The organism is Dactylosporangium sp. NPDC050588, from assembly GCF_040654975.1.
GTDB classification, from domain to species: Bacteria; Actinomycetota; Actinomycetes; order Mycobacteriales; family Micromonosporaceae; genus Dactylosporangium; species Dactylosporangium maewongense.
Genome location: NZ_JBFAJA010000015.1, coordinates 1 through 18208, shown reverse-complemented (window position 1 = coordinate 18208; position 18208 = coordinate 1). Strand labels below are relative to the sequence as shown.

General features: G+C 73.9%; 19 protein-coding genes. 13 read left to right on the top strand and 6 right to left on the bottom strand.

Features of this window, described 5'->3' with window-relative positions:
• Window positions 1–56: 56 nt before the first annotated feature.
• From AB0I21_RS12220 to AB0I21_RS12210, 3 genes are all read left to right on the top strand, one after another.
• A complete protein-coding gene (locus tag AB0I21_RS12220) occupies window positions 57–1463 on the top strand; it encodes a hypothetical protein (protein WP_360560532.1) in 1407 nt (468 codons plus the stop codon).
• Window positions 1464–1595: 132 nt separating this feature from the next.
• Entirely contained in the window at window positions 1596–2036 is a 441-nt protein-coding gene (locus AB0I21_RS12215; RefSeq protein ID WP_360560530.1) for a MarR family transcriptional regulator, read from the top strand.
• A 124-nt stretch (window positions 2037–2160) separates the two neighbouring features.
• Entirely contained in the window at window positions 2161–3600 is a 1440-nt protein-coding gene (locus AB0I21_RS12210; RefSeq protein WP_360560528.1) for an MATE family efflux transporter, read from the top strand.
• A gap of 30 nt (window positions 3601–3630) precedes the next feature.
• On the opposite strand, the gene AB0I21_RS12205 is transcribed toward AB0I21_RS12210, so the two are convergent.
• Complete coding sequence (locus tag AB0I21_RS12205; RefSeq protein ID WP_360560526.1) at window positions 3631–4251, bottom strand: histidine phosphatase family protein; 621 nt, start codon at window positions 4249–4251, stop codon at window positions 3631–3633.
• A gap of 43 nt (window positions 4252–4294) precedes the next feature.
• Between AB0I21_RS12205 and AB0I21_RS12200 the strand changes: the two genes are divergently transcribed.
• Genes AB0I21_RS12200 through AB0I21_RS12185 form a run of 4 tightly spaced genes read left to right on the top strand, consistent with a single transcriptional unit; the run spans window position 4295 to window position 7259 of the window.
• A complete protein-coding gene (locus AB0I21_RS12200; protein WP_360560524.1) occupies window positions 4295–5203 on the top strand; it encodes a sigma-70 family RNA polymerase sigma factor in 909 nt (302 codons plus the stop codon).
• A gap of 53 nt (window positions 5204–5256) precedes the next feature.
• Window positions 5257–5823 carry a dihydrofolate reductase family protein gene (locus AB0I21_RS12195; RefSeq protein ID WP_360560523.1) on the top strand — a complete coding sequence of 189 codons (567 nt, stop codon included), beginning with the start codon at window positions 5257–5259 and terminating at the stop codon, window positions 5821–5823.
• A 7-nt stretch (window positions 5824–5830) separates the two neighbouring features.
• Complete coding sequence (locus tag AB0I21_RS12190) at window positions 5831–6373, top strand: hypothetical protein (RefSeq protein ID WP_360560522.1); 543 nt, start codon at window positions 5831–5833, stop codon at window positions 6371–6373.
• 10 nt (window positions 6374–6383) lie between these two features.
• A complete protein-coding gene (locus AB0I21_RS12185) occupies window positions 6384–7259 on the top strand; it encodes a phosphotransferase (RefSeq protein ID WP_360560520.1) in 876 nt (291 codons plus the stop codon).
• Window positions 7260–7322: 63 nt separating this feature from the next.
• On the opposite strand, the gene AB0I21_RS12180 is transcribed toward AB0I21_RS12185, so the two are convergent.
• From AB0I21_RS12180 to AB0I21_RS12165, 4 genes are all read right to left on the bottom strand, one after another.
• Window positions 7323–8909, bottom strand: a complete 1587-nt coding sequence (locus tag AB0I21_RS12180) for a methyl-accepting chemotaxis protein (protein ID WP_360560518.1) — start codon at window positions 8907–8909, stop codon at window positions 7323–7325.
• Window positions 8910–9113: 204 nt separating this feature from the next.
• Complete coding sequence (locus AB0I21_RS12175; protein ID WP_360560517.1) at window positions 9114–9893, bottom strand: hypothetical protein; 780 nt, start codon at window positions 9891–9893, stop codon at window positions 9114–9116.
• A 238-nt stretch (window positions 9894–10131) separates the two neighbouring features.
• Window positions 10132–10605 carry a hypothetical protein gene (locus AB0I21_RS12170; protein WP_360560515.1) on the bottom strand — a complete coding sequence of 158 codons (474 nt, stop codon included), beginning with the start codon at window positions 10603–10605 and terminating at the stop codon, window positions 10132–10134.
• Between the two features lie 117 nt (window positions 10606–10722).
• A complete protein-coding gene (locus AB0I21_RS12165) occupies window positions 10723–11274 on the bottom strand; it encodes a hypothetical protein (protein WP_360560514.1) in 552 nt (183 codons plus the stop codon).
• Between the two features lie 131 nt (window positions 11275–11405).
• Between AB0I21_RS12165 and AB0I21_RS12160 the strand changes: the two genes are divergently transcribed.
• The 3 genes from AB0I21_RS12160 (at window position 11406) to AB0I21_RS12150 (ending at window position 14567) form a co-directional block, all read left to right on the top strand.
• Window positions 11406–13340 carry a histidine kinase gene (locus AB0I21_RS12160; protein ID WP_360560512.1) on the top strand — a complete coding sequence of 645 codons (1935 nt, stop codon included), beginning with the start codon at window positions 11406–11408 and terminating at the stop codon, window positions 13338–13340.
• Window positions 13340–13975 (top strand): response regulator transcription factor, encoded by a 636-nt coding sequence (locus AB0I21_RS12155; protein WP_344507721.1) that lies wholly within the window; start codon window positions 13340–13342, stop codon window positions 13973–13975. The genes AB0I21_RS12160 and AB0I21_RS12155 overlap by 1 nt, the downstream gene beginning before the upstream one ends.
• A 76-nt stretch (window positions 13976–14051) precedes the next feature.
• Window positions 14052–14567: a DUF2262 domain-containing protein gene (locus tag AB0I21_RS12150; protein ID WP_360560510.1), complete on the top strand. Its 516-nt coding sequence runs from the start codon at window positions 14052–14054 to the stop codon at window positions 14565–14567.
• Between the two features lie 23 nt (window positions 14568–14590).
• Here the strand turns inward: AB0I21_RS12150 and AB0I21_RS12145 are convergent, their stop codons facing one another.
• Window positions 14591–16135 carry a penicillin-binding transpeptidase domain-containing protein gene (locus tag AB0I21_RS12145; RefSeq protein WP_360560508.1) on the bottom strand — a complete coding sequence of 515 codons (1545 nt, stop codon included), beginning with the start codon at window positions 16133–16135 and terminating at the stop codon, window positions 14591–14593.
• 191 nt (window positions 16136–16326) lie between these two features.
• Here AB0I21_RS12145 and AB0I21_RS12140 point away from each other — a divergent pair, with 191 nt between their 5' ends.
• The 3 genes from AB0I21_RS12140 (at window position 16327) to AB0I21_RS12130 (ending at window position 17959) form a co-directional block, all read left to right on the top strand.
• Complete coding sequence (locus AB0I21_RS12140) at window positions 16327–16560, top strand: hypothetical protein (RefSeq protein WP_360560506.1); 234 nt, start codon at window positions 16327–16329, stop codon at window positions 16558–16560.
• 86 nt (window positions 16561–16646) lie between these two features.
• Window positions 16647–17423: an alpha/beta fold hydrolase gene (locus AB0I21_RS12135; protein WP_360560504.1), complete on the top strand. Its 777-nt coding sequence runs from the start codon at window positions 16647–16649 to the stop codon at window positions 17421–17423.
• Window positions 17424–17467: 44 nt separating this feature from the next.
• Complete coding sequence (locus AB0I21_RS12130; protein WP_360560502.1) at window positions 17468–17959, top strand: hypothetical protein; 492 nt, start codon at window positions 17468–17470, stop codon at window positions 17957–17959.
• Window positions 17960–18208: the final 249 nt, after the last annotated feature.

The following is an 18208-nucleotide window of genomic DNA, read 5'->3' as shown; positions in this document are numbered from 1 at the left end:
ACGCAGCGGGGCGGGCCCGCCAGCCCGCCCCGCTTCCCCGGAAGGGACACAACTGCATGCATCTGACCCGACGCGGGTTGCTCGGCGCCTCCGCCACGGCGCTGGGCCTCTCCGTGCTTCCGCTCGCCCCGCGCGGCGCCTCGGCCGCCGCCGGGCCCGCGCCCGACGTGCACGTCTTCTACTACCCGTGGTACGGGACCTACCGGCACTGGGACCAGGGCGGGCACACGCCGCCGCAGGATCTCGGCGCGAACTACTACCCGGTGCGCGGCGCGTACAACTCCGGGGACGCGGCCGTCGTCGAGCAGCACATGGCGTGGATCGCGGCCGCCGGCATCGGCGTCGTCGTGACCAGCTGGTGGGGGCAGGGCTCCTACGAGGACAACCTGGTGCCGCTGATCCTCAACGCCGCGGCCAGGAACGGGCTGAAGGTCGCCTGGCACCTGGAGCCGTACTCCGGCCGGACCGCCGCCTCGACCGTCGCCGACATCAACTCCATCATCGCGCGGTACGGGTCGCACGCCGCGTTCTACCGCGACACGGCGCGCGAGCTCCGCGGCGCGTACTACGTGTTCGAGAGCCTGCGCATCGCCGACTGGACCGCGCTGGACCAGGTGCGGGGGTCCTCGATCGTCCTCGCGCAGACGACCGACACGAGCAAGGTCGCGCACTTCGGCGGGATGTACACCTACGACGGGATCGCCGCGGCGACCGCGCCGGGGTGGGCGAACGCGAACGCGTACTGCCGCGCGAACGGCCTGGTGTGGGCGCCGTCGGTCGCGCCCGGCTACATCGACGACCGGGCCGTGCCGGGTAACACGACGCCGACGCTGGGCCGCGACAACGGCGCCGCCTACGACCGGGCCTGGAACAACGCCCTCACCCAGGGCGGCACGCCGTCGTGGGTGTCGATCACGTCGTTCAACGAGTGGCACGAGGGGTCGTCGATCGAGCCCGCGTCGTCGAACCCGCCGTCGGGGTACGGGTACCTCACCTACTCGGGTGCGTACGGTCTCACCGGCACCGCGGCGGAGACGGCGTACCTGACCCGCACCAAGTACTGGGTCGACCGTTTCGTCCCCGGTACGGGTAGCGGCATCGGCCTGCGTGCAAGAGCGAACGGCCGGTTCGTCACCGCGGCCACCGGGACGCTGATCGCGAGCGCGACGGCGTGGGAGCCGTTCGAGCAGGTCCCGCTCGGCGGCGGCAACATCGCGCTGCGGGCCAGGAACGGCCTGTTCGTCTGCGCCGAGAACGCGGGCGCCGCGCCGCTGGTCGCGAACCGGGCGACGGCGGGCGCGTGGGAGTCGTTCCAGCTGCTCAACAACGGCGACGGCTCGTTCAGCCTGCGGGCGAACGTCAACGGCCGCTACGTGTGCGCGGAGAACGCGGGGGCGGCCGCGCTGATCGCCAACCGCACCGCGATCGGGCAGTGGGAGAAGTTCGACCTCGTCACGCCCTGACCGTCACCGGGCAGGTGCCTGCGCCGGCCGCGCGGGCCCCTGCCCGGCCCACCGGCGGCCGGCGCTACGGCGGTCGCCGCCCGCTTAGTTCGAGCCTTGACTGTTAGACCTCTAACCTTTAGAGTTCTCATCATGGACGCGCCGGAGCCCACCACGACCCTCGACCTGCTCCGCTGGATCGGTTGGGCGCAGCGGAAGGCCGGCGAGGACTGGATCCGGGCCCGCGAGCTCAGCCACGAGCAGAGCTTCGTGCTCGGCTACCTGGTCCAGCACCCCGGCGCGATCCAGCGTGACATCGCCGAGATCACCCGCACCAGTGCCGCGAGCGTCACGAGCCTCCTCCAGGGGCTCGAGCGCCGGGAGCTGGTCGAGCGCCGGACGGAGCCCGGCAACGAGCGCAGCAAGCGCGTCTACGCCACCGCGGCGGGCGCCGAGCTGATCTCCGGGTTCGACACCGCGATGGCCGCGGCCGAGGCGACGATCCTCGCGCCGCTGGACCAGGCGGAGCGGGCCACCCTGCACGCCCTGCTCACGAAGATCACCTCGGAGCTGCCGCAACCCACGCGGTCGTGACCAGGCCGTAGGCCACCCAGCAACCCAGCACCGCGCCGGCGGTTCCGTCGGCGTGCCCACACACCTGTCACCGTGCCGGCGGACGCCGGCGCGGGCTCAAGCCTGCCCGGAAAGGAGCGGTCCCATGAGCAGCGCGACCCTCGAATCCCCGGTGGCCGCCGACGCCGCCGGCACCAACCGCTGGTACCTGTCGACCGCGCCGATCGTCCGCGCCCTCGTGCACCTGTGTGTGCCGATGGCCGCCGCGATGATCGTCACGGCCGTCTACAACCTCGTCAACGCGGGCTTCATCGGCATGCTCCACGACACCGCGCTGCTGGCCGCGCTCACGTACGGCGCGCCGATCCTCGGCCTGGTCATGGCGGTCGGCAACGTGTTCGGCGTCGGCGGCGGCGCCCTCGTCTCCCGGCTGCTCGGCGCCGCCGAGCACGACCCCGCGAAGGCCGGCGGGATCCGGCACGTCGCGTCGTTCTCGGTCTGGGGCTCCGTCATCGTCGGCGCCGTCGCCGGCGGGCTCGGCCTGGCCCTGCTGGACCCGCTCGTGTCGCTGCTCGGCGCGGACGCCGCGGCCGTCCCGGCGACGAAGGCCTACGTCGGGGTGATGCTCGCGTTCGTCCCCGTCCTCGCCGCCGCGGTGTGCCTCGAGCAGCTCGTGCGGTCGGAAGGCGCCGCCCGGCAGGTGATGACCGGCCTGATCGCGTCCACGGTCGCGAACCTCGCCTTCGACGTGCTGTTCATCCTCGTCCTGCACTGGGGCGTCGCCGGGGCGGCCCTGGCGATGGGCCTGGCCAACGTCGGCGTCATCGCGTACTTCGCGACCTGGCTGCACCGCAACAGCGAGCACCTGCGCATCGCACCGCACTGGTTCACGCTCGCCCGCACCGTCGTGGCGCCGGTCCTCGGGGTGGGCGTCGGCACCCTGCTGCAGTCCGCGTTCCTGATCGTCACGTCGCTGGTGCTCAACAACCTCGCGGCCGCCTACGGCGACGGTCCCCTCGCTGCGATGGGCGTCGCGGTCCGCATCGCGCAGATCCCGGAGTTCCTCGTCATGGGTGTGACGCTCGGGGTGCTGCCGCTGCTCGCGTACGCCTACGGCAAGGGCGACCGGCAGCGCCTCACCGCCGCGCTGCGCGGCTCCGCGATCACCGTCGGCGGCATCGCCGTGACCTTCTCCGCGATCGTGTTCCTGCTCCGCGAGCAGGTGTTCACCGCGTTCGTGGCCGACCGCTCGGTCCTCACCACCGGCCTCACGATCCTCACCGCGCAGCTCGTCGCCATGGTCGCCAACGGCTTCACCGGCCTTCTCACGTCGCTGTTCCAGGCGACCGGCCGGGCCGTCGCGGCGACGGTGATGTCGATGACGCAGGGCATCCTGTTCGTGCCGGTCGTGCTGCTCGGCAACCTCTGGTTCGGCCTGCCGGGCATCATCTGGGCCCTCACCGTCACCGAGGTCACCGTCCTGCTCGCCGGTGTCGTGCTGTGGCTCGCCTCGCGCCGCGCCATCGACCGCGGCCTCGCCGAGGGCAGCCCGGAGCGCGCCGAGCAGGCCCTCGAAGCGGCCTGAGCCGTGCCTTCCCGGAAGCGTCCTGAGCGCTCAGCGGACGTCGTTGCAGCGGCGCAGCGTCCAGCGGGGCGCGGGCCAGGCCGTCGGGTCGCCACCGGTCGTCCACTCGGTGACCGACGCCGGCGCCACCGCCAGGTCGAACGCCCGGTCGAGCGGCTGGGCGGCGAGGGCGTGGAAGGAGCTCTCCACCGTCTCGGCGTGGCCGACCAGGATCGCGGTGCCGCCGCGGTGCAGGTGCGCGATGTCCAGGATCGCGCGGCCGGTGCGGGCGATCAGCTCGGCCCACGTCTCGTTGCCCTCCTGGGACGGGCGGAACACGCCACCGCCGGGCACCCCGTGCGCAGCGTGGAACTCGCGCATCGGCATGCCGTCGGCGTAGGACGGCGTATGCCACGTGCACAGCCCGCAGTGCTGCTCCGGGACGGCGGCGAACGCGGCGGCGATCGGCCCCGCGGTCTCGACGGCCCGGCGCAGCACCGACGAGTACACGGCGACCGGACCGGCGACCTCCTCGCGGAGGCGCTCCGCGAGCCGGCGGGCCTGCCCGTGGCCGGTCTCCGTCAGGCCCTGGCAGCCGTTCGGCCCGCCGACGACCCCGGCCGTCTTGTGCACCGACTCGCCGTGCCGCACGAAGAGCAGCCGCGTCTCCATCCGGACATGATGGCAGCCGGGCGCATGCGGCAGGATGGGCGGCGTGGAACTGGACCTGCACCGGGGTGAGCTGACCGCGTACTGCTACCGGATGCTGGGGTCGTTCCACGACGCCGAGGACCTGGTGCAGGAGACGTTGCTGCGGGCCTGGAAGGCGCGCGACCGGTACGACAGCGACCGCGCGTCGGTGCGGACGTGGCTGTTCCGCATCGCCACGAACGTGTGCCTGACCGCACTCGAAGGGCGGGCGCGGCGGCCGCTGCCGTCGGGGCTGGGCGCGCCGAGCGACGACCCCGGCGCGCCGCTCACGCCCGCGACCGACATCCCGTGGCTCCAGCCGTTTCCCGACGCGCGGTTCGACGCCGACGCCCGCACCGACCTGCGGCTGGCGCTGATCGCGGCGATGCAGACCCTGTCGGCGCGCCAGCGGGCCGCGCTCGTGCTCCGCGACGTCCTGCAGTTCAGCGCCGCGGAGGTCGCCGAGCAGCTGGACACCACCGTGCCGGCGATCAACAGCGCCCTGCAGCGCGCCCGGGCGGCGGTCGCCGCGTGCGACCCCGGCGTCGTCGCCGAACCCGGCGACGCCAAGGTCCGCGGCGCCGTCGACCAGTACATCCGGGCGTTCGAGGCCGCCGACGTGTCCGCGCTGGTGCGGCTGCTGACCGACGACGCCGTGCTGGAGATGCCGCCGGTGCCGCTGTGGTACCGCGGGCGCCGGGACTACGGGCGGTTCATCGAGCGGGTCTTCCGGATGCGCGGCACCGGCTGGGTCATGACGCCGCTCACCGCCAACGGCCAGCCCGCGGTCGCCGCGTACGCGGCGCAGGCCGACGGCGTACACCACCTGCACACGCTGCAGGTCCTCACCGTCGTCGACGGTCGGGTCGCCCACAACGTCACGTTCGCCGACCCGGCCGTGCTCGAATTATTTGATCTGCCGAAGGTGCGATGAGTTCCGCCGGTGCCGCCGGTATGTACGGGTGAGCATCGACAGAAGGGACCATCATGAGCGTCATCGTCATCGAGTTCATCACCCTCGACGGGATCGTGTCCGACCCGGACGGGTCCGGCGGCACCCCGACGGGCGGCTGGGCGTTCCGGCACGGCCCCGCGTCCGTCGCCGGCGACAAGTTCCGCCTCGGGCCGCTGCTGGACGACGGGGTCATGCTGCTCGGCCGCACCACGTGGCAGCTGTTCTCCACGCTCTGGCCCGAGCGCGACGACCCGTTCTCCCAGCGGATGAACGCCGTGCCGAAGCTGGTCGCCACCAGTACCCTCGAAGACACCACCGCCTGGCCCAACTCGCGGGTGCTGGACGGCGACCTCGTCGCCGCCGTCAAGCAGGAGCAGCGGGACATCGTCGTCACCGGGAGCCTCAGCGTCGTGCACACGCTGATGGCGGCGGACCTGGTCGACGAGTACCGGCTGCTGACCTTCCCGACCGTGCTCGGCACCGGCCGGCGGCTCTTCCCCTCCGACGGCCCGCCCACCTACCTGGAGACCGTGTCGGTCGAGCAGGTCGGCGCCGCGGTCCTCACCCGGTATGCCCGGCCGGGGACCGCCTTGGCATGATCGCCCGATGGGCGTCATGTACGACTACTTCGCCGCCGGGTCGGACGAGCGGGCGGCCACGGCCCTCGACCTGCCCGCCGGCCCGGGCGGTCCGCTGCCCGCCGCGCCGGAGCTGATGGACCGGGTCCGCGCCGGGGACATGGCCGCCCTCCAGGAGCTGCGGACCCCGCGGGTCCGCTGGGGCGAGCACGGGTTCCAGGTCCTGGAGGTGAAGGGCCTCGACCCGGTCGTCATGCTGGCGACCCTGGAGGAGCTGATCACCGGGGTCGCCTACGACGACATCGTCGAAGGCCCGCGCGCCGGCGCCGACATCGCGGCTGCGGACGACGGCGAGCGGATGGTGGTGACCGTGACCGACGAGCTGCAGCAGGCCCTGGCCCGGTGCTCCCCCGACGACCTGGCACGGGCCGCCGCGGCCTGGGCGCAGACGGAGGAGCTCGGCGGCGACGGCGACGTGGAGCCGCTGACGGTCTTCCTGGGCGAGCTGGCGATCCTGGCGCGCGACGCCCTCGGCCGCGGCGAGCGCCTGTACTGCTGGGTCTGCGTCTGACCGGCCGCGGTTGACAGCTCCCCGCGACCGGATCAGAGTTGTCCGGTGCGGGTATGAACTCCTCGCCTGGGTCGAGGCGCAGCTGGACGGTCGTCAGGCGATCCGGGCCGTGCGGTCGCTGCACGGCGGCGAGAGCCCCTGGTGGATCGATGTGGCACCGGCGTCCGCGCTGGTGCTGCGGTGCCCGAGCAGCCGGATCACCGCCGAGCAGATCGCGACGAACGCGGCGGCGCTGACCGTCGCGGAGCGGCACGGCCTGCCGGCGCCCCGGCTGCTCGCGGCGGCGCTGGACGGTCCCGCGCCGCGGACCTTGGAGACCGTCGTGGCCGGGACGAGCACCTGGCCCGCCATGTGCTCCGCCGAGCTGCTCCGGGCGGCGGGCGCCGCGCTCGCCCGGGTGCACGCCGTCGCCCTGGACCCGCTGCCGCGGCTGCCGTTGCGGCCGCGGCCGATCGCGGTCGACGACTTCGCGGCCGAGCGCCGGGCGGGCCGGATGCCGGCGACGCCGCTGCTGCTGCGGGCCGACGCCGTGGTGCGGGCGCTCCCGGCACCCGGTGGGCCGGCGGTCTTCGTCCACGGCGACAGCTGGCCCGGCAACACGATCGTCGTGGGTTCCGCGGTACGGGCGCTGATCGACTGGAAGACCGCCGGCGCTGGCTCTCCTGGCGTCGACCTCGGCGAGCTGCGAAAACAGGTCGCCATCCTGTACGACGACGAGGCACCCCGGCTTGTCCTGGAGGGCTGGGAACGCGCCGCCGGGACGCGCGCCGCCGACGTCCCGTACTGGGACGCCGTCGCCGCCCTCAACACGCCGACGGCGCTCTACAGCCCGCATGCGACGACGCGCCGCGACGCGTTCCTCCGGGCCGCGATCGCCCAGCTGTGACGCCGGTCCGCGGACATGGCTGGCCGTGACGCCGGTCCGCGGATCGGCTTGCCATGACGTTGGTCAATACCTGAACACGGACACCGTGCGGCGCAGGTCGCCGGCGATGCCGTTGAGCTCCGCGGCCGTGTCCGCCGTGCCCTGGGCGACGCCGGTGGTCTCGTCGGCGACGGTGGCCACGCTGGTGACGTTGGCGTTGATCTGGTGGGCGCGGCCGGCGACCTGGCTCACCGTGCGGTTCATCTCGTTCGTCGTCGCCGACTGCTCCTCGACCGCCGCCGCGATGCTCGTCTGGGCGTCGCGGATGGTGGTGATGACGCCGCTGATCTGCTCGATGGCGGTGACCGCGGCGGTCGAGTCGCGCTGGATGGCCGCCACCCGCTGGGCGATGTCCTCGGTGGCCCGGGCCGTCTCCTGGGCGAGGTCCTTCACCTCGGTGGCGACGACGGCGAAGCCCTTGCCCGCGTCGCCGGCCCGCGCCGCCTCGATGGTCGCGTTCAGGGCGAGCAGGTTGGTCTGCTCCGCGATCGACGTGATGAGCTTGACCACGGTCTCGATCTCGCCGGAGGACTGGCCCAGGCGGTGCAGCACGCCCGCGGCCTCGGCGGCGTCCCGGACGGCCCGGTCGGCAGTCCCGGCCGCGTCGGAGGTGCTGCGGGCGATCTCCCGGATCGAGGCGCCGATCTCCTCGGAGCCCGTCGCGACCGAACCGATGTCCTGGCTGATCTGGTCCGTCTCGCGGGACGCCGCCCGGGCCTCGACCGCCGACCGCTCGGCGCTGCCGCTCATGCCGCCGGCGGCCTGGCTGAGCCGCTCCGACGCGGAGGAGACCCGCCCGACGAGCTCGTCCACCCCGCGCAGCGACTCGCCGAGGCGCTCGAGGCCACGGTTGAGCGCGGCGCCCATCCGGCCGACCTCGTCCCGGCCGGCCACGTCGAGCCGCCCGCCGAGGTCGCCCTCGGCCATCGACTCCAGGACGCCGACCGTGGCGCGCAACGGCCTGGCGATCATCCGGCTGATGGCCCACACGAGGGCCGCGGCCAGGAGCACCGCCGCCACGATCATCCCGGCGATGAGTGTCCGGGAGCGGTCGTACGCCCGCTGCGACGTCGCGAGGGTGTCCCGGGCCTTGGCGTCGACGGCCGCGTCGAGCCGGTCCAGCGCCTGCTGGCCGGCCGCGAGGAGCGGGTCGGCCTTCGTCTTGCGCAGCGCGGTGATCTGCTCCAGGTCCGCGTCGGCGACCTTCGCCAGTGGCAGCACCTCCTGCTCGAGCACCGCGCGGTAGCCGGAGAGGGCCTCCTCGAACCGGGTGTGGTCGGCCGGGTCACCCGCCGCCGGCAGCACCTTGAACTCGTCCCACGCCTGGTCCAGCGAGGCGTTGGCCTCGTCGATCGAGGCGAGCGCGGCCTGCCGGTCGGCGTCGGAGGAGACCATCGCCAGGTTCGCGACGTGGTTCTGCACCATCAGGAAGTGCAGCGCGACGGCGTCGAGGTCGGCGATGTCCTGCAGATTGTCGCTGTACATGCCGCGCAGCCGATCCTGGGCGGCGCCGAGCTGGCTGACCCCGAGCATCCCCACCGCGACGAGCAGCACGCACACCACGGCCACCGTCGACGCCAGCTTCCCGGCGATCGGAAGGTTCCGAACCATCCCAAACACCCCCTGCACCGCCCATCGGCCGCGCGGCGCCCGGCTTGAGCGTTGCCGCGCGAAGGGTCAGGCATCCGCCTCGACGGCGAACGCCACCGCCCGCTCGATGTCCGACACGGCGACCGACGTCCTGACAGGGTACGCACCCAACGGCATACCCCACCTTCTCACGCCCGCGCCGCCAAAGTCGGGGAGTGTGGCGGCTCAGTAGCCGAGCGCGGTGGCGGCGACGGAGCGGAGTTCGGCGGCGACCGGGGCGGGCAGGTACAGGTCGGCGAGGTCGCGGGGTGAGTCGCGGAAGACGATGCCGTAGAGGGTCACGGCGTCCAGGTAGCGGGCGGTGTCGTTGGGGTGCTTGCCGTCGGGGTCGATGAGGAACGGGGCGCCGTGGATGGCGATCAGTGTCTCGAACGCGTCGGCGATCGGGGCCACGACGTTCGGGGTGGGCAGGGCGGCCGACAGGGCCGCGTAGTTGGTGTCGATCGCCGTCTTGGCGGCGGCGCGGGACGGGAACGGGGCGGGGTTGACCAGGGCCCAGTTCTTGAACAGCACCACCCGGCCGCCGGGCTTCAGGGTGCGACGGAACGTCGGTGCGTACAGGCTGAGCAGGGTGCCTTTCGCCGCGGGCAGGTTCGTGGCGACGAGCGTGCTGTACTCCTGCAGGACGATGACGTCGTAGCGCCTGCCGCCGCCGAGCGCCCGCGCGACGAGGCCGCCGTCCCAGGTCTGCCGCAGCGTGTAGCCGGAGTGGATCACTTCGGTGACGTCGGCGGTGCGGCCGGCGGACGAGGCGAGCCGCCGGACCAGCGCGGGCGTGTCCTCGCCGGTGGCGGCGGTGAACGAGCCGAGCAGGCTGTTGCCGACGAACAGCACGTCCAGCACGTCGGCGCGGGCGCTTCCCTGCGACGTCCGCGGCGCCACCCACACCAGGACTGCGGCGAGGAGCACGACGACGGCGATGTACGCCCGGTGACGGTACGGCATCAGGCGCGACCCCCGAACGCGACTACAGACTGTGCCCGATCAGCGTGGGGACCGCCGCGCCGGCTGTCAATCCACCGAAGGGTGCCGCACGGTGGGGCAAACCCCCGACGGAACCGGGATGATCGCCACCCTGGCGGTCTGGTCCCGCGCCATGCCCGCACCGCCCGGCACCCGGGCACCGGCCCGCCCGGCGAAGCGCCGCCGCACCACCTGGCTGCGGGGTGCGGACATGCGCCGCTCAGGCAGCGGCCGGCGATCTCCTGCGGGCGAGCGCGCCGAGGGCGGTCCCGGTGCTGCCGACCACGGTGAGCGCGGCGAGGGCCACGCAGATCCAGCGGTCGTCCGCCGGACGCTCGTTCGTCTCGATCCGTACGTGGTCCGCCTCGATGCGGATGGGCTCGCCCCGGTAGAACGTCACCCGGACGGGACGGTCACCCGCGTTCGGCGGGTGCTTGACGTTGGTGCTCATCGTCAGACGGCGCCCGGCGACATCCACCTGCGCGAGGTTCGTCGTGACCGAGGCCAGCGTCCCGTCGAGCTCGGCCAGGCATCTCGCCGGCGTGAACTCCTGCTCATGCGTGCACTGCGGTGCCGTGCGCAGCCGCTCGTCCTCCACGTCGCTGCGCCAGGCGAGCAGCAGCAGACCCGCCCCGACGACCCACCCCACGGCCACCATGACCAGCAGCTCTCCGTTGGTCCAAGGTCGCTGCATCGCCCGCATGGATCAATGCTCGGACACCACGCGAGCCCCCGCAACGCCTTTGCCGCCGCGGTACACCGGACGGCACCCACGGAGCAGTGGCTGAGCTGCGACCGCGCCGGCGGTGCTTCATGCCTCACCGTGCTCGGCGGGGGTGTGGAGCGCGACTGCGGCGAAGGTGGCGACGAGGGCGGCGTTGACGGCGACGGCGAGCCAGCCGATGTCGGCGATGTGCGCGACGGGCCAGGCGAGGGCCGCGACGGCGAGCAGGACGACCGTCCACAGTGGCTGGGTGCGGCGCAGGACGGCGGCGCCGAGCAGGAGGGTGAGGGGGAAGAACAGACCGAGCGGCTTGATCAGGGTGGCGGCGCCGGACGCGTCGACGAGGTCGGTGTCGCCGAGGGAGACGTGGATGGTGTTGAAGCCGTAGGCGACGTTGCCGGCGGCGCCGAGCGCGCCGACGACGAGCAGGACGGCGGCCAGGGCGCCGCGGCCGAGGGCGACGAGTCGCAGCATGAGCAGGATGTACGCGGTGGCGCCGAGCACGTGGAAGACGGCGGCGAGGGGGTCGTCCCAGCCGCGGACGGCGTACAGGACGTCGGCGATCAGGTAGATCACCGGGGCGACGAACAGTGCCGCGGTCAGCACGCGGTCGACGGGCGTGGCGGGGCGTGCGGTCATGTCGGACTCCTGAGAGAGGCGGGTACCCGTACCGTGGCCGCCGCCACCATCGGGAGGCATCGGGGCCGGCCCTGGAACATTGCCGGGTTAACCCTGCTTCCGTCGGGCGCCTGCGCTGGCACGATGTGGACGTGGCGCGCGACGGGACGCTGGGCAGAGCGGCGGTGGGTGCCGCGACGGCCGTGCTGGTCGCCGGCGGCGCCGCGCTCGGCTGGCACGTCGGGAACCTGCACAACGGGCTCATCGCGGCGGCGTTCACGGCGGTCGGGCTGTTCGTGCTGCGGCGCAGCCCGCGCAACCCGGAGGGGCGGCTGTTCGTGGCCACCGGCGTCGCACACGCGGTGATGTACGCCGGCCGCCAGTACGGGCTGCATCCGGGGCCGCTGCCGGGCGCGTCCTGGGTCGGCTGGTGCGGGGTGTGGCCGCTGCCGCTGGTCCTGGTGCTGATCGGGGTGACGGTGATGGGCTTCCCGACCGGGCGGCTGCCGTCGCGCGCCTGGCGGCCGGTCGTCGGCGTGCTCGGCGCCGTCGGACTGGTCCTGTCGGCGGTGTCGGCGCTGTGGCCGGTCGAGTACGGGCGGACCGGTCTCGTCGCCGCGCACCCGCTGCACCTGCCGGGCGCCGCGGCGGCGGAGGCGTTCTACGGGGTGGCGCGGCCGTTCGGGTACCTGCTGCTGCAGCTGACGTGGGTGGCCTGCGTCGTCGTCCGGATGCGGCAGGCGCGTGGTGACGAGGCGCGGCAGCTGCGCTGGTTCGTGTACGCGGTGACGGTGTCCGCGGCGGTGATGCTCGTCGGGCTCGCCGTGTGGCGCTCACCCGTGCCCGGTGCGCTGACCGCGCCGCTGATCGCGGCGGCGGCCGGTGCGGCGATCCTCAAGTACCGCCTGTACGACATCGACCCCGTCATCAACCGGTCGCTGGTGTTCGGCGCGATGGCCGCGGCGGTGACCGCCGGCTACGCCGTCGTCGTGACCGGCGTGGGGCGGCTCGTCGACGGGCACGGCACGCTGCTGTCGCTGGCCGCCACCGGGGTGGTCGCGGTCGCGTTCGAACCGTTGCGGCGCAGGGTGCAGCGGATCGCGGACCGGCTCGTGTACGGGCGGCGCGCCACCCCCTACGAGGCCCTCGCCCGGCTGTCGGCGCACCTGACGGCGCCCGCCGGCGGGCTGCTCGACGGGATCTGCACCACCGTCGCCGACGCGGTGGGCGCCCGGGAGGTCGTCCTGTGGACGGGACCGCCGGACGCGCTGCGGGCCGTGTCGGTCTGGCCCGCGGCATCGCCCGTACCGGACGGGGCGCGGCGGCTGGCGGACCTGGTGGCCGTGCCCGTACGGCACGACGGCGGGTTCCGCGGCGCGCTCACCGTGACCAAGGCGCCCGGCGAGCCGCTGTCGGCGGCCGAGCAGCGGCTCGTCGGTGACCTGGCCGCGCAGGCGGGGCTGGTGCTGGAGCTGCGGGCCACCGCGCAGCGCCTGGTCGCGGCCGGCGACGCCGCCCGGCGGCGGCTCGAACGCGACCTGCACGACGGCGCGCAGCAGCGCCTGGTGACGGTCGCGATGGAGCTCGGCGGGGTGGTCCGCTCGGCGACCGCGGCCGGCGCCGACGACGTCGCCGCCCAGGCCTCCGCCGTACGCGAGCAACTGCTGGAGGCGACGGCCGAGCTGCGGGAGATGGCGCGCGGGCTGCACCCGGCGGTCCTCACGCAGGACGGCATCGAGGCCGCGACCGGCTTCCTCGCCGACCGCTCGCCGCTGCCGGTGCGGCTCACCGTGTCGGTGGGGCGGCGGCTGCCGGCCGAGGCGGAGGCGACCGCGTACTTCGTGGTGAGCGAGGGCCTGACGAACGCCGCCAAGCACTCCGGCGCCACCGTCGTCTCGGTGACGGTCTCGCTGGCCGCCGCGGGTCTCGTCGTGGAGGTGGCCGACGACGGCACGGGCGGCGCGGCGGTGCGCCCCGGCAGCGGCCTGGAGGGGCTCATGGACCGGCTCGCGATCCTCGACGCGCGGCTGACCGTCGACAGTGGACCGGCCGGCACCCGGCTGCGGACGGTGATCCCGTGCACGTGATGCTCGCCGACGACGGCGTCCTGTTCCGCGAGGGCATGGCCCGCATCCTGACCGAGGCCGGCTGCACCGTCACCGGTCAGGCAGGTGACGTCGCCTCGCTGCTGGCGCAGGTGCGCGCCGCTCCCCCGGACGTGGCGGTGATCGACCTGCGGATGCCGCCGGGCTTCGCCGCCGAGGGCATCGAGGCGGCGGCCGCGATCCGCGCGTCGGCGCCCGGGGTCGGGCTGATGCTGCTGTCGCAGTACCTGGAGGTGCACCACGCGCTGCGGCTCATCACCGAGTTCGACGGCGGGGTCGGGTACCTGCTGAAGGACCGGGTGTCGGACCTGACCGCGTTCGCCGTCGACCTGCGCCGCGTCGCGCACGGCGACACCGTCATCGACCCCGAGCTCGTCTCCAGGCTGGTCGCCCGCCGCCGCGAACGGGACCCGCTCGACGACCTCACCGACCGCGAGCGCGCGGTGCTCGCCCTGATGGCGCAGGGCCTGTCGAACGCGGCGGTCGCCGCCGACCTGCACCTCGCGATCAAGACCGTCGAGGCGCACGTCACATCGATCTTCACCAAGCTCGGCCTGGTCCAGCACGAGCGCGAGCACCGCCGCGTCCTCGCCGTCCTCACGTTCCTGCGCGCCTGAGGCTGCTTCCCGCGCGCCCCAGGCTTCCCGCGCGCCCGAGGCTGCTTCCCGCGCGCCCGCGGCTACGATGCGCACCGTGAGCTCCCCGCTCTACCGCCGGCACGGCTTCACCGCCGACGGGACCGCCCAGGACGACGACGGCGTCCGGGAGATCCGGATGGGACGCCGCCGGCACCGGCACCCCGAGCTCGGCGCGTTCGAGGCGTCGCCGTTCGAGTGGCGCGCGCTGTCCCCGGTGCGGCTGGGCGGCACGGACGAGGTGACGCTCGTCCTGACGCCGATCGCCGGCGTCGACGATGGCCAGGGCCCGCTCTTCGACACGGCGGCCGGCGTCGTGCGCCACCTGGACCCGCACGCGCTGCGGCGCAGCGTCGCCGAGGCCTGCCTGGAGCTGTACAACGACACCTGGCGGCAGGACGACGTCGAGCTGGACGAGCCGGCGTTCACCGCCCGCATCACCCCGGCCGCCGTCGACGTCACCGAGGAGGACGTCACGGTGTACCTCGACGACGGCGGCCTCTTCGGGCAGCACTCCATCGTCGTGTACCTCGACCTGGACCTGACGGTCATCGACGTGAAGCTCGCCGGCTGACCTGGACGCCCAGACGAAGCGCGCTAGGCGAGCGCGACCTCGCGCGGCGGGGCGGTGAAGTCGCGGACCGGCAGCGGGGCGAGGCCGTCGTGCTGGACCGTCGCGACCGCGCCGATCGCGGCCTCGGGCACGCCGGCGGGGATCCCGGCCTGGCCGGTGCGGGCCCACGGCGCGGTCGCGATCATGCCGGCGGTGGCCAGCTGGGGTCCGGCGATCACGACGGAGCAGGCGCGGCGGCTGTCCGTCACGCCCGACTGGCCGGCCACCGGGCGGCCGACGGTGGCCCGGACGGTGCTGGCCGGCACGGCACCGGCGCCGCAGCGGTCGCCGAACGCGGACGCGTCGCCGACCGGGCAGCGGGCGGCGTCGATCGCGGCGCGGGCCACCTCGGGGCGCAGCACGGACTCGCAGTTCGGGCCGACGCCGGGCACCTGCGCGCCGGTGGCGTCGGTGACCTTGGCGACGGGCAGCGGGTCGCAGTGGGTGCCGTCGGCGGCGAGGGTGGCGTACGCGTTGGCCAGGTCCAGCGTGCTGGTCGCCGAGACGCCGAGGGTGAACGCGCCCCACATCGCGCTGTTCTTGCCCAGTGCCTGGTCCTCCTTGGCGCGGAAGGTGATGCCGAGGCGCTGCGCGAGGGCGACGGCCTTCTCCACGCCGATCCGCTCCTCCAGCTCCACGAAGTAGGTCACCACCGTGTGGCCGAACGCGTCCCACATGGTCCGCCGCCCCGACTGGTACGCCTTGTCGCCGGCGTTCGTGGGGCAGTAGTACCCGCCGTTGCAGGCGAGCGGGCTCTGCGGGTCGATGCGGAACTTCGACTGGTACACCTTCTTCGTGTCGATCGCGTGATCCAGCTTCAGCCCGCCCTCCAGCGCCGCGGCGAGGGTGAACATCATGAACGGCGCGCCGGCCTGCGTGCCGGGCATGTTCTCGTCGCCGGCGACGAGCGCGTCCGTGGCGTCCGGCCCCGTGTACGGCCACGCCGGCGGACCGTCGCCCGACGGCACGCCGGGGCTCACCGCGGCGGCGGCCGCGCGGCGGAAGTTCCGGTTCGCGGCCATCGCCCTGATCAGCCCGGTGCCTGGCTCGATCGACGCGACGGAGAACACGTTCGGGTCGGTGACCGGCACGACCGCGTCGACCCGCTGCTTGGCGGCGACCTGCAACTTCGGATCGAGCGAGCCGACGATGCGGTACCCACCCTGCCGCAGCCGGCCGGTGCGCTCCGCCTTGTCGGCTCCGAACGCCTCCTGGCCCTGCCACCAGGTGACGACGGAGTCGCAGAAGAAGCCCCAGTCGTTCACCGGCGCCCGCAGGCAGCTCTCCCGCGGGTCCTCCGTGTCGAACCGCGCGATCAGCGTCGTGCCGTCCGCCGCGAACAGCTCCGAGGCCCGCGCCGCAGGCGCGGCGGTCCCCTTCGGCGGGTCGGTGTCCCTGGACCGCCAGACCACGACGCCGACCACCGCGGCGACGACCAGGACCGCCGCCAGCAGCACCGTCCGCCGCCCGCCCGGCCTGTCCTGGTGCGCCGACTCGATGATCGACACGTTCGGCCCGTCCCCCGCCACCACAGCCTCCGTCGTTCGCTTCGTCGTTCGCTTCGTCGTTCGCTTCGTCGTTCGCTTCGTCGTGAAGGTCGGATGTTATCGACTCACGCCGCTGCCCGCTGCCCACCGAAGGTTCGTGCAAGGAATACCGAAGGTCGGCGGTCCACCGTGTACGGGCGCCACCACCGGCGCCTGTCCACGAAGGACCCGTCATGTCGCAGAAGCCGCCCGTCGTCCTCACCACCGCCGGCCTGCTGGTCGGCCTGTCCGGCGTCCCGGCCCACGCCGCCCTCGTCAGCACCGACCCGATCAAGATCACCGAGCAGGAGCTCGACTTCGGCGCCGACCCGTGGGTGCTCGGCGCCCCGCAGAACAGGGCCGTCCTCGGCTGGGACAACACCAACGGCAACTACTCCGACGCCGGCACCGACTACGCCGACTACTGATCGTCGCCCGGCCGCCCGGCCCGCCGCCGCACCGAGCGGGCCGGCCGTTCTCCTCGTAGGGTCGGAGAGGACGAGGAGGGATGACGATGGAACAGATCACCTCGAAGGACGGCACGACGATCGCGTTCGACCGGATCGGGCAGGGTCCGCCGGTGGTGCTGGTCGCCGGGTCGGCCTCCGACCGCTCGGACAAAACTCCCCTGGCGGAGCACCTCGCCCCCGACTTCACCGTCCTGAACTACGACCGCCGCGGCCGTGGCCCCAGCGGCGACACGCAGCCCTACGCCGTCGAGCGGGAGGTCGAGGACATCGCGGCGGTGATCGACGCGGCCGGCGGCGAGGCCGGGCTGTTCGGGGGGTCCTCGGGCGCGGCCCTGGCGCTGCTCGCGGCGAGCGCCGGCCTCCCGGTCACGAAGCTCGCGCTGTGGGAGCCGCCGTACCTGCCGCAGGGCATGCCGACGCCACCGCCGGACCACGTCCAGCGGCTCGAGACGATGGTCGCCGACGACCGGCGCGACGCCGCGGTCGAGTACTTCATGTCCGCGGTCGTCGGCCTGCCGCCGGAGGCCGTCGCCGACATGCGCCGGAAGCCCTTCTGGGCCGAGACCGTCGCGCTCGCGCACACCCTCGCCTACGACGCCCGCATCCTCGGCGACTACCGCCTCCCGGTCGACCACGCGAAGCACCTGACGCTGCCGACGCTCGTACTGGCGGGCGGCAGGGACATGCCGTTCATGCGCGACACCGCGGCGGCCCTCGCCGGCCTCCTCCCGGCAGGCGAGGCCCAGTTCCTCGACGGCCAGCCCCACAACGTCGACACCGCCGTCCTCGCCCCCGTCCTGAGGGCCTTCTTCAAGGGCTGACCCGGCACGGCCCGCACGAGCCTCACTCGTGCCAGAATTCCCGGGTGGCCGGACCGGGGAACTCGATCGTCGAGGTCCCACTGCTCGAGGTGCTCCCCCGCGACTGCGCGCCGGTCGTCGGGGAGATCCGCCGCCTGGCCGGTGAGCTCGACACCCACGCCGCCGGCCGCGTCGCGTGGCGCTGGTTTCCGGAGCGCAGCCACCCCGCGGGCCACGGACCCATGCTGCTCGACGCGTCGATCGCGCTGTTCAGCACCGACGTCGACTGGCTGGAGCTGACCCTCGACCTGGCCTGTCGCCCGGACCTGACGGTCAACGCGGCCGTGGAGGTCGCCTGCTGGTGCCGGCCGGACCACAACACGCATTACGTCCGCGATCAGACCTGGCAGGTCACCAACGGCGCCGACCTCGTCGACGCGTTCGCCGCCGGCATCGCGATGCTGCAGCCTGCCCTGGACCACGGCCCTTTCCACCCGCTCCCCTGGCGCGCCGAGGCAGGCCTGCCACAACCAACCGACTGGGCCGCATCCCGATGATCGAGTAGCGGGTCCGGTCGCCATGGCAGCCGGATCCGCTACTCAGTCATGGGCAAGACACGGGGATGCCGCGCGCACGCGCGAAGGCCGCCGCGGCGCGCCGGAGGCGCGCAGCCGGCACAGCGCAGCATGACAGCGCACGCCGGCCGCGGGGGGGGGCTGCCGCGAACGGGGGGCGTCCCGAGGTCAGGGTCGGCGCCGCCGGGCCGGGGGTGGTCGGCAGGGCTGCGATGGGGGTCATCGGAAGTG

Bases quoted from the DNA above. Each gene is read 5' to 3' on its own strand.
- AB0I21_RS12155 (WP_344507721.1), top strand. From the start codon at position 13,340: ATGCTCGCCGACGACGGCGTCCTGTTCCGCGAGGGCATGGCCCGCATC.
- AB0I21_RS12165 (WP_360560514.1), bottom strand. From the start codon at position 11,274: ATGACCGCACGCCCCGCCACGCCCGTCGACCGCGTGCTGACCGCGGCA.
- AB0I21_RS12135 (WP_360560504.1), top strand. From the start codon at position 16,647: ATGGAACAGATCACCTCGAAGGACGGCACGACGATCGCGTTCGACCGG.
- AB0I21_RS12195 (WP_360560523.1), top strand. From the start codon at position 5,257: ATGAGCGTCATCGTCATCGAGTTCATCACCCTCGACGGGATCGTGTCC.
- AB0I21_RS12210 (WP_360560528.1), top strand. From the start codon at position 2,161: ATGAGCAGCGCGACCCTCGAATCCCCGGTGGCCGCCGACGCCGCCGGC.
- AB0I21_RS12175 (WP_360560517.1), bottom strand. From the start codon at position 9,893: ATGCCGTACCGTCACCGGGCGTACATCGCCGTCGTCGTGCTCCTCGCC.
- AB0I21_RS12215 (WP_360560530.1), top strand. From the start codon at position 1,596: ATGGACGCGCCGGAGCCCACCACGACCCTCGACCTGCTCCGCTGGATC.
- AB0I21_RS12140 (WP_360560506.1), top strand. From the start codon at position 16,327: ATGTCGCAGAAGCCGCCCGTCGTCCTCACCACCGCCGGCCTGCTGGTC.
- AB0I21_RS12205 (WP_360560526.1), bottom strand. From the start codon at position 4,251: ATGGAGACGCGGCTGCTCTTCGTGCGGCACGGCGAGTCGGTGCACAAG.
- AB0I21_RS12180 (WP_360560518.1), bottom strand. From the start codon at position 8,909: ATGGTTCGGAACCTTCCGATCGCCGGGAAGCTGGCGTCGACGGTGGCC.
- AB0I21_RS12190 (WP_360560522.1), top strand. From the start codon at position 5,831: ATGGGCGTCATGTACGACTACTTCGCCGCCGGGTCGGACGAGCGGGCG.
- AB0I21_RS12170 (WP_360560515.1), bottom strand. From the start codon at position 10,605: ATGCAGCGACCTTGGACCAACGGAGAGCTGCTGGTCATGGTGGCCGTG.
- AB0I21_RS12220 (WP_360560532.1), top strand. From the start codon at position 57: ATGCATCTGACCCGACGCGGGTTGCTCGGCGCCTCCGCCACGGCGCTG.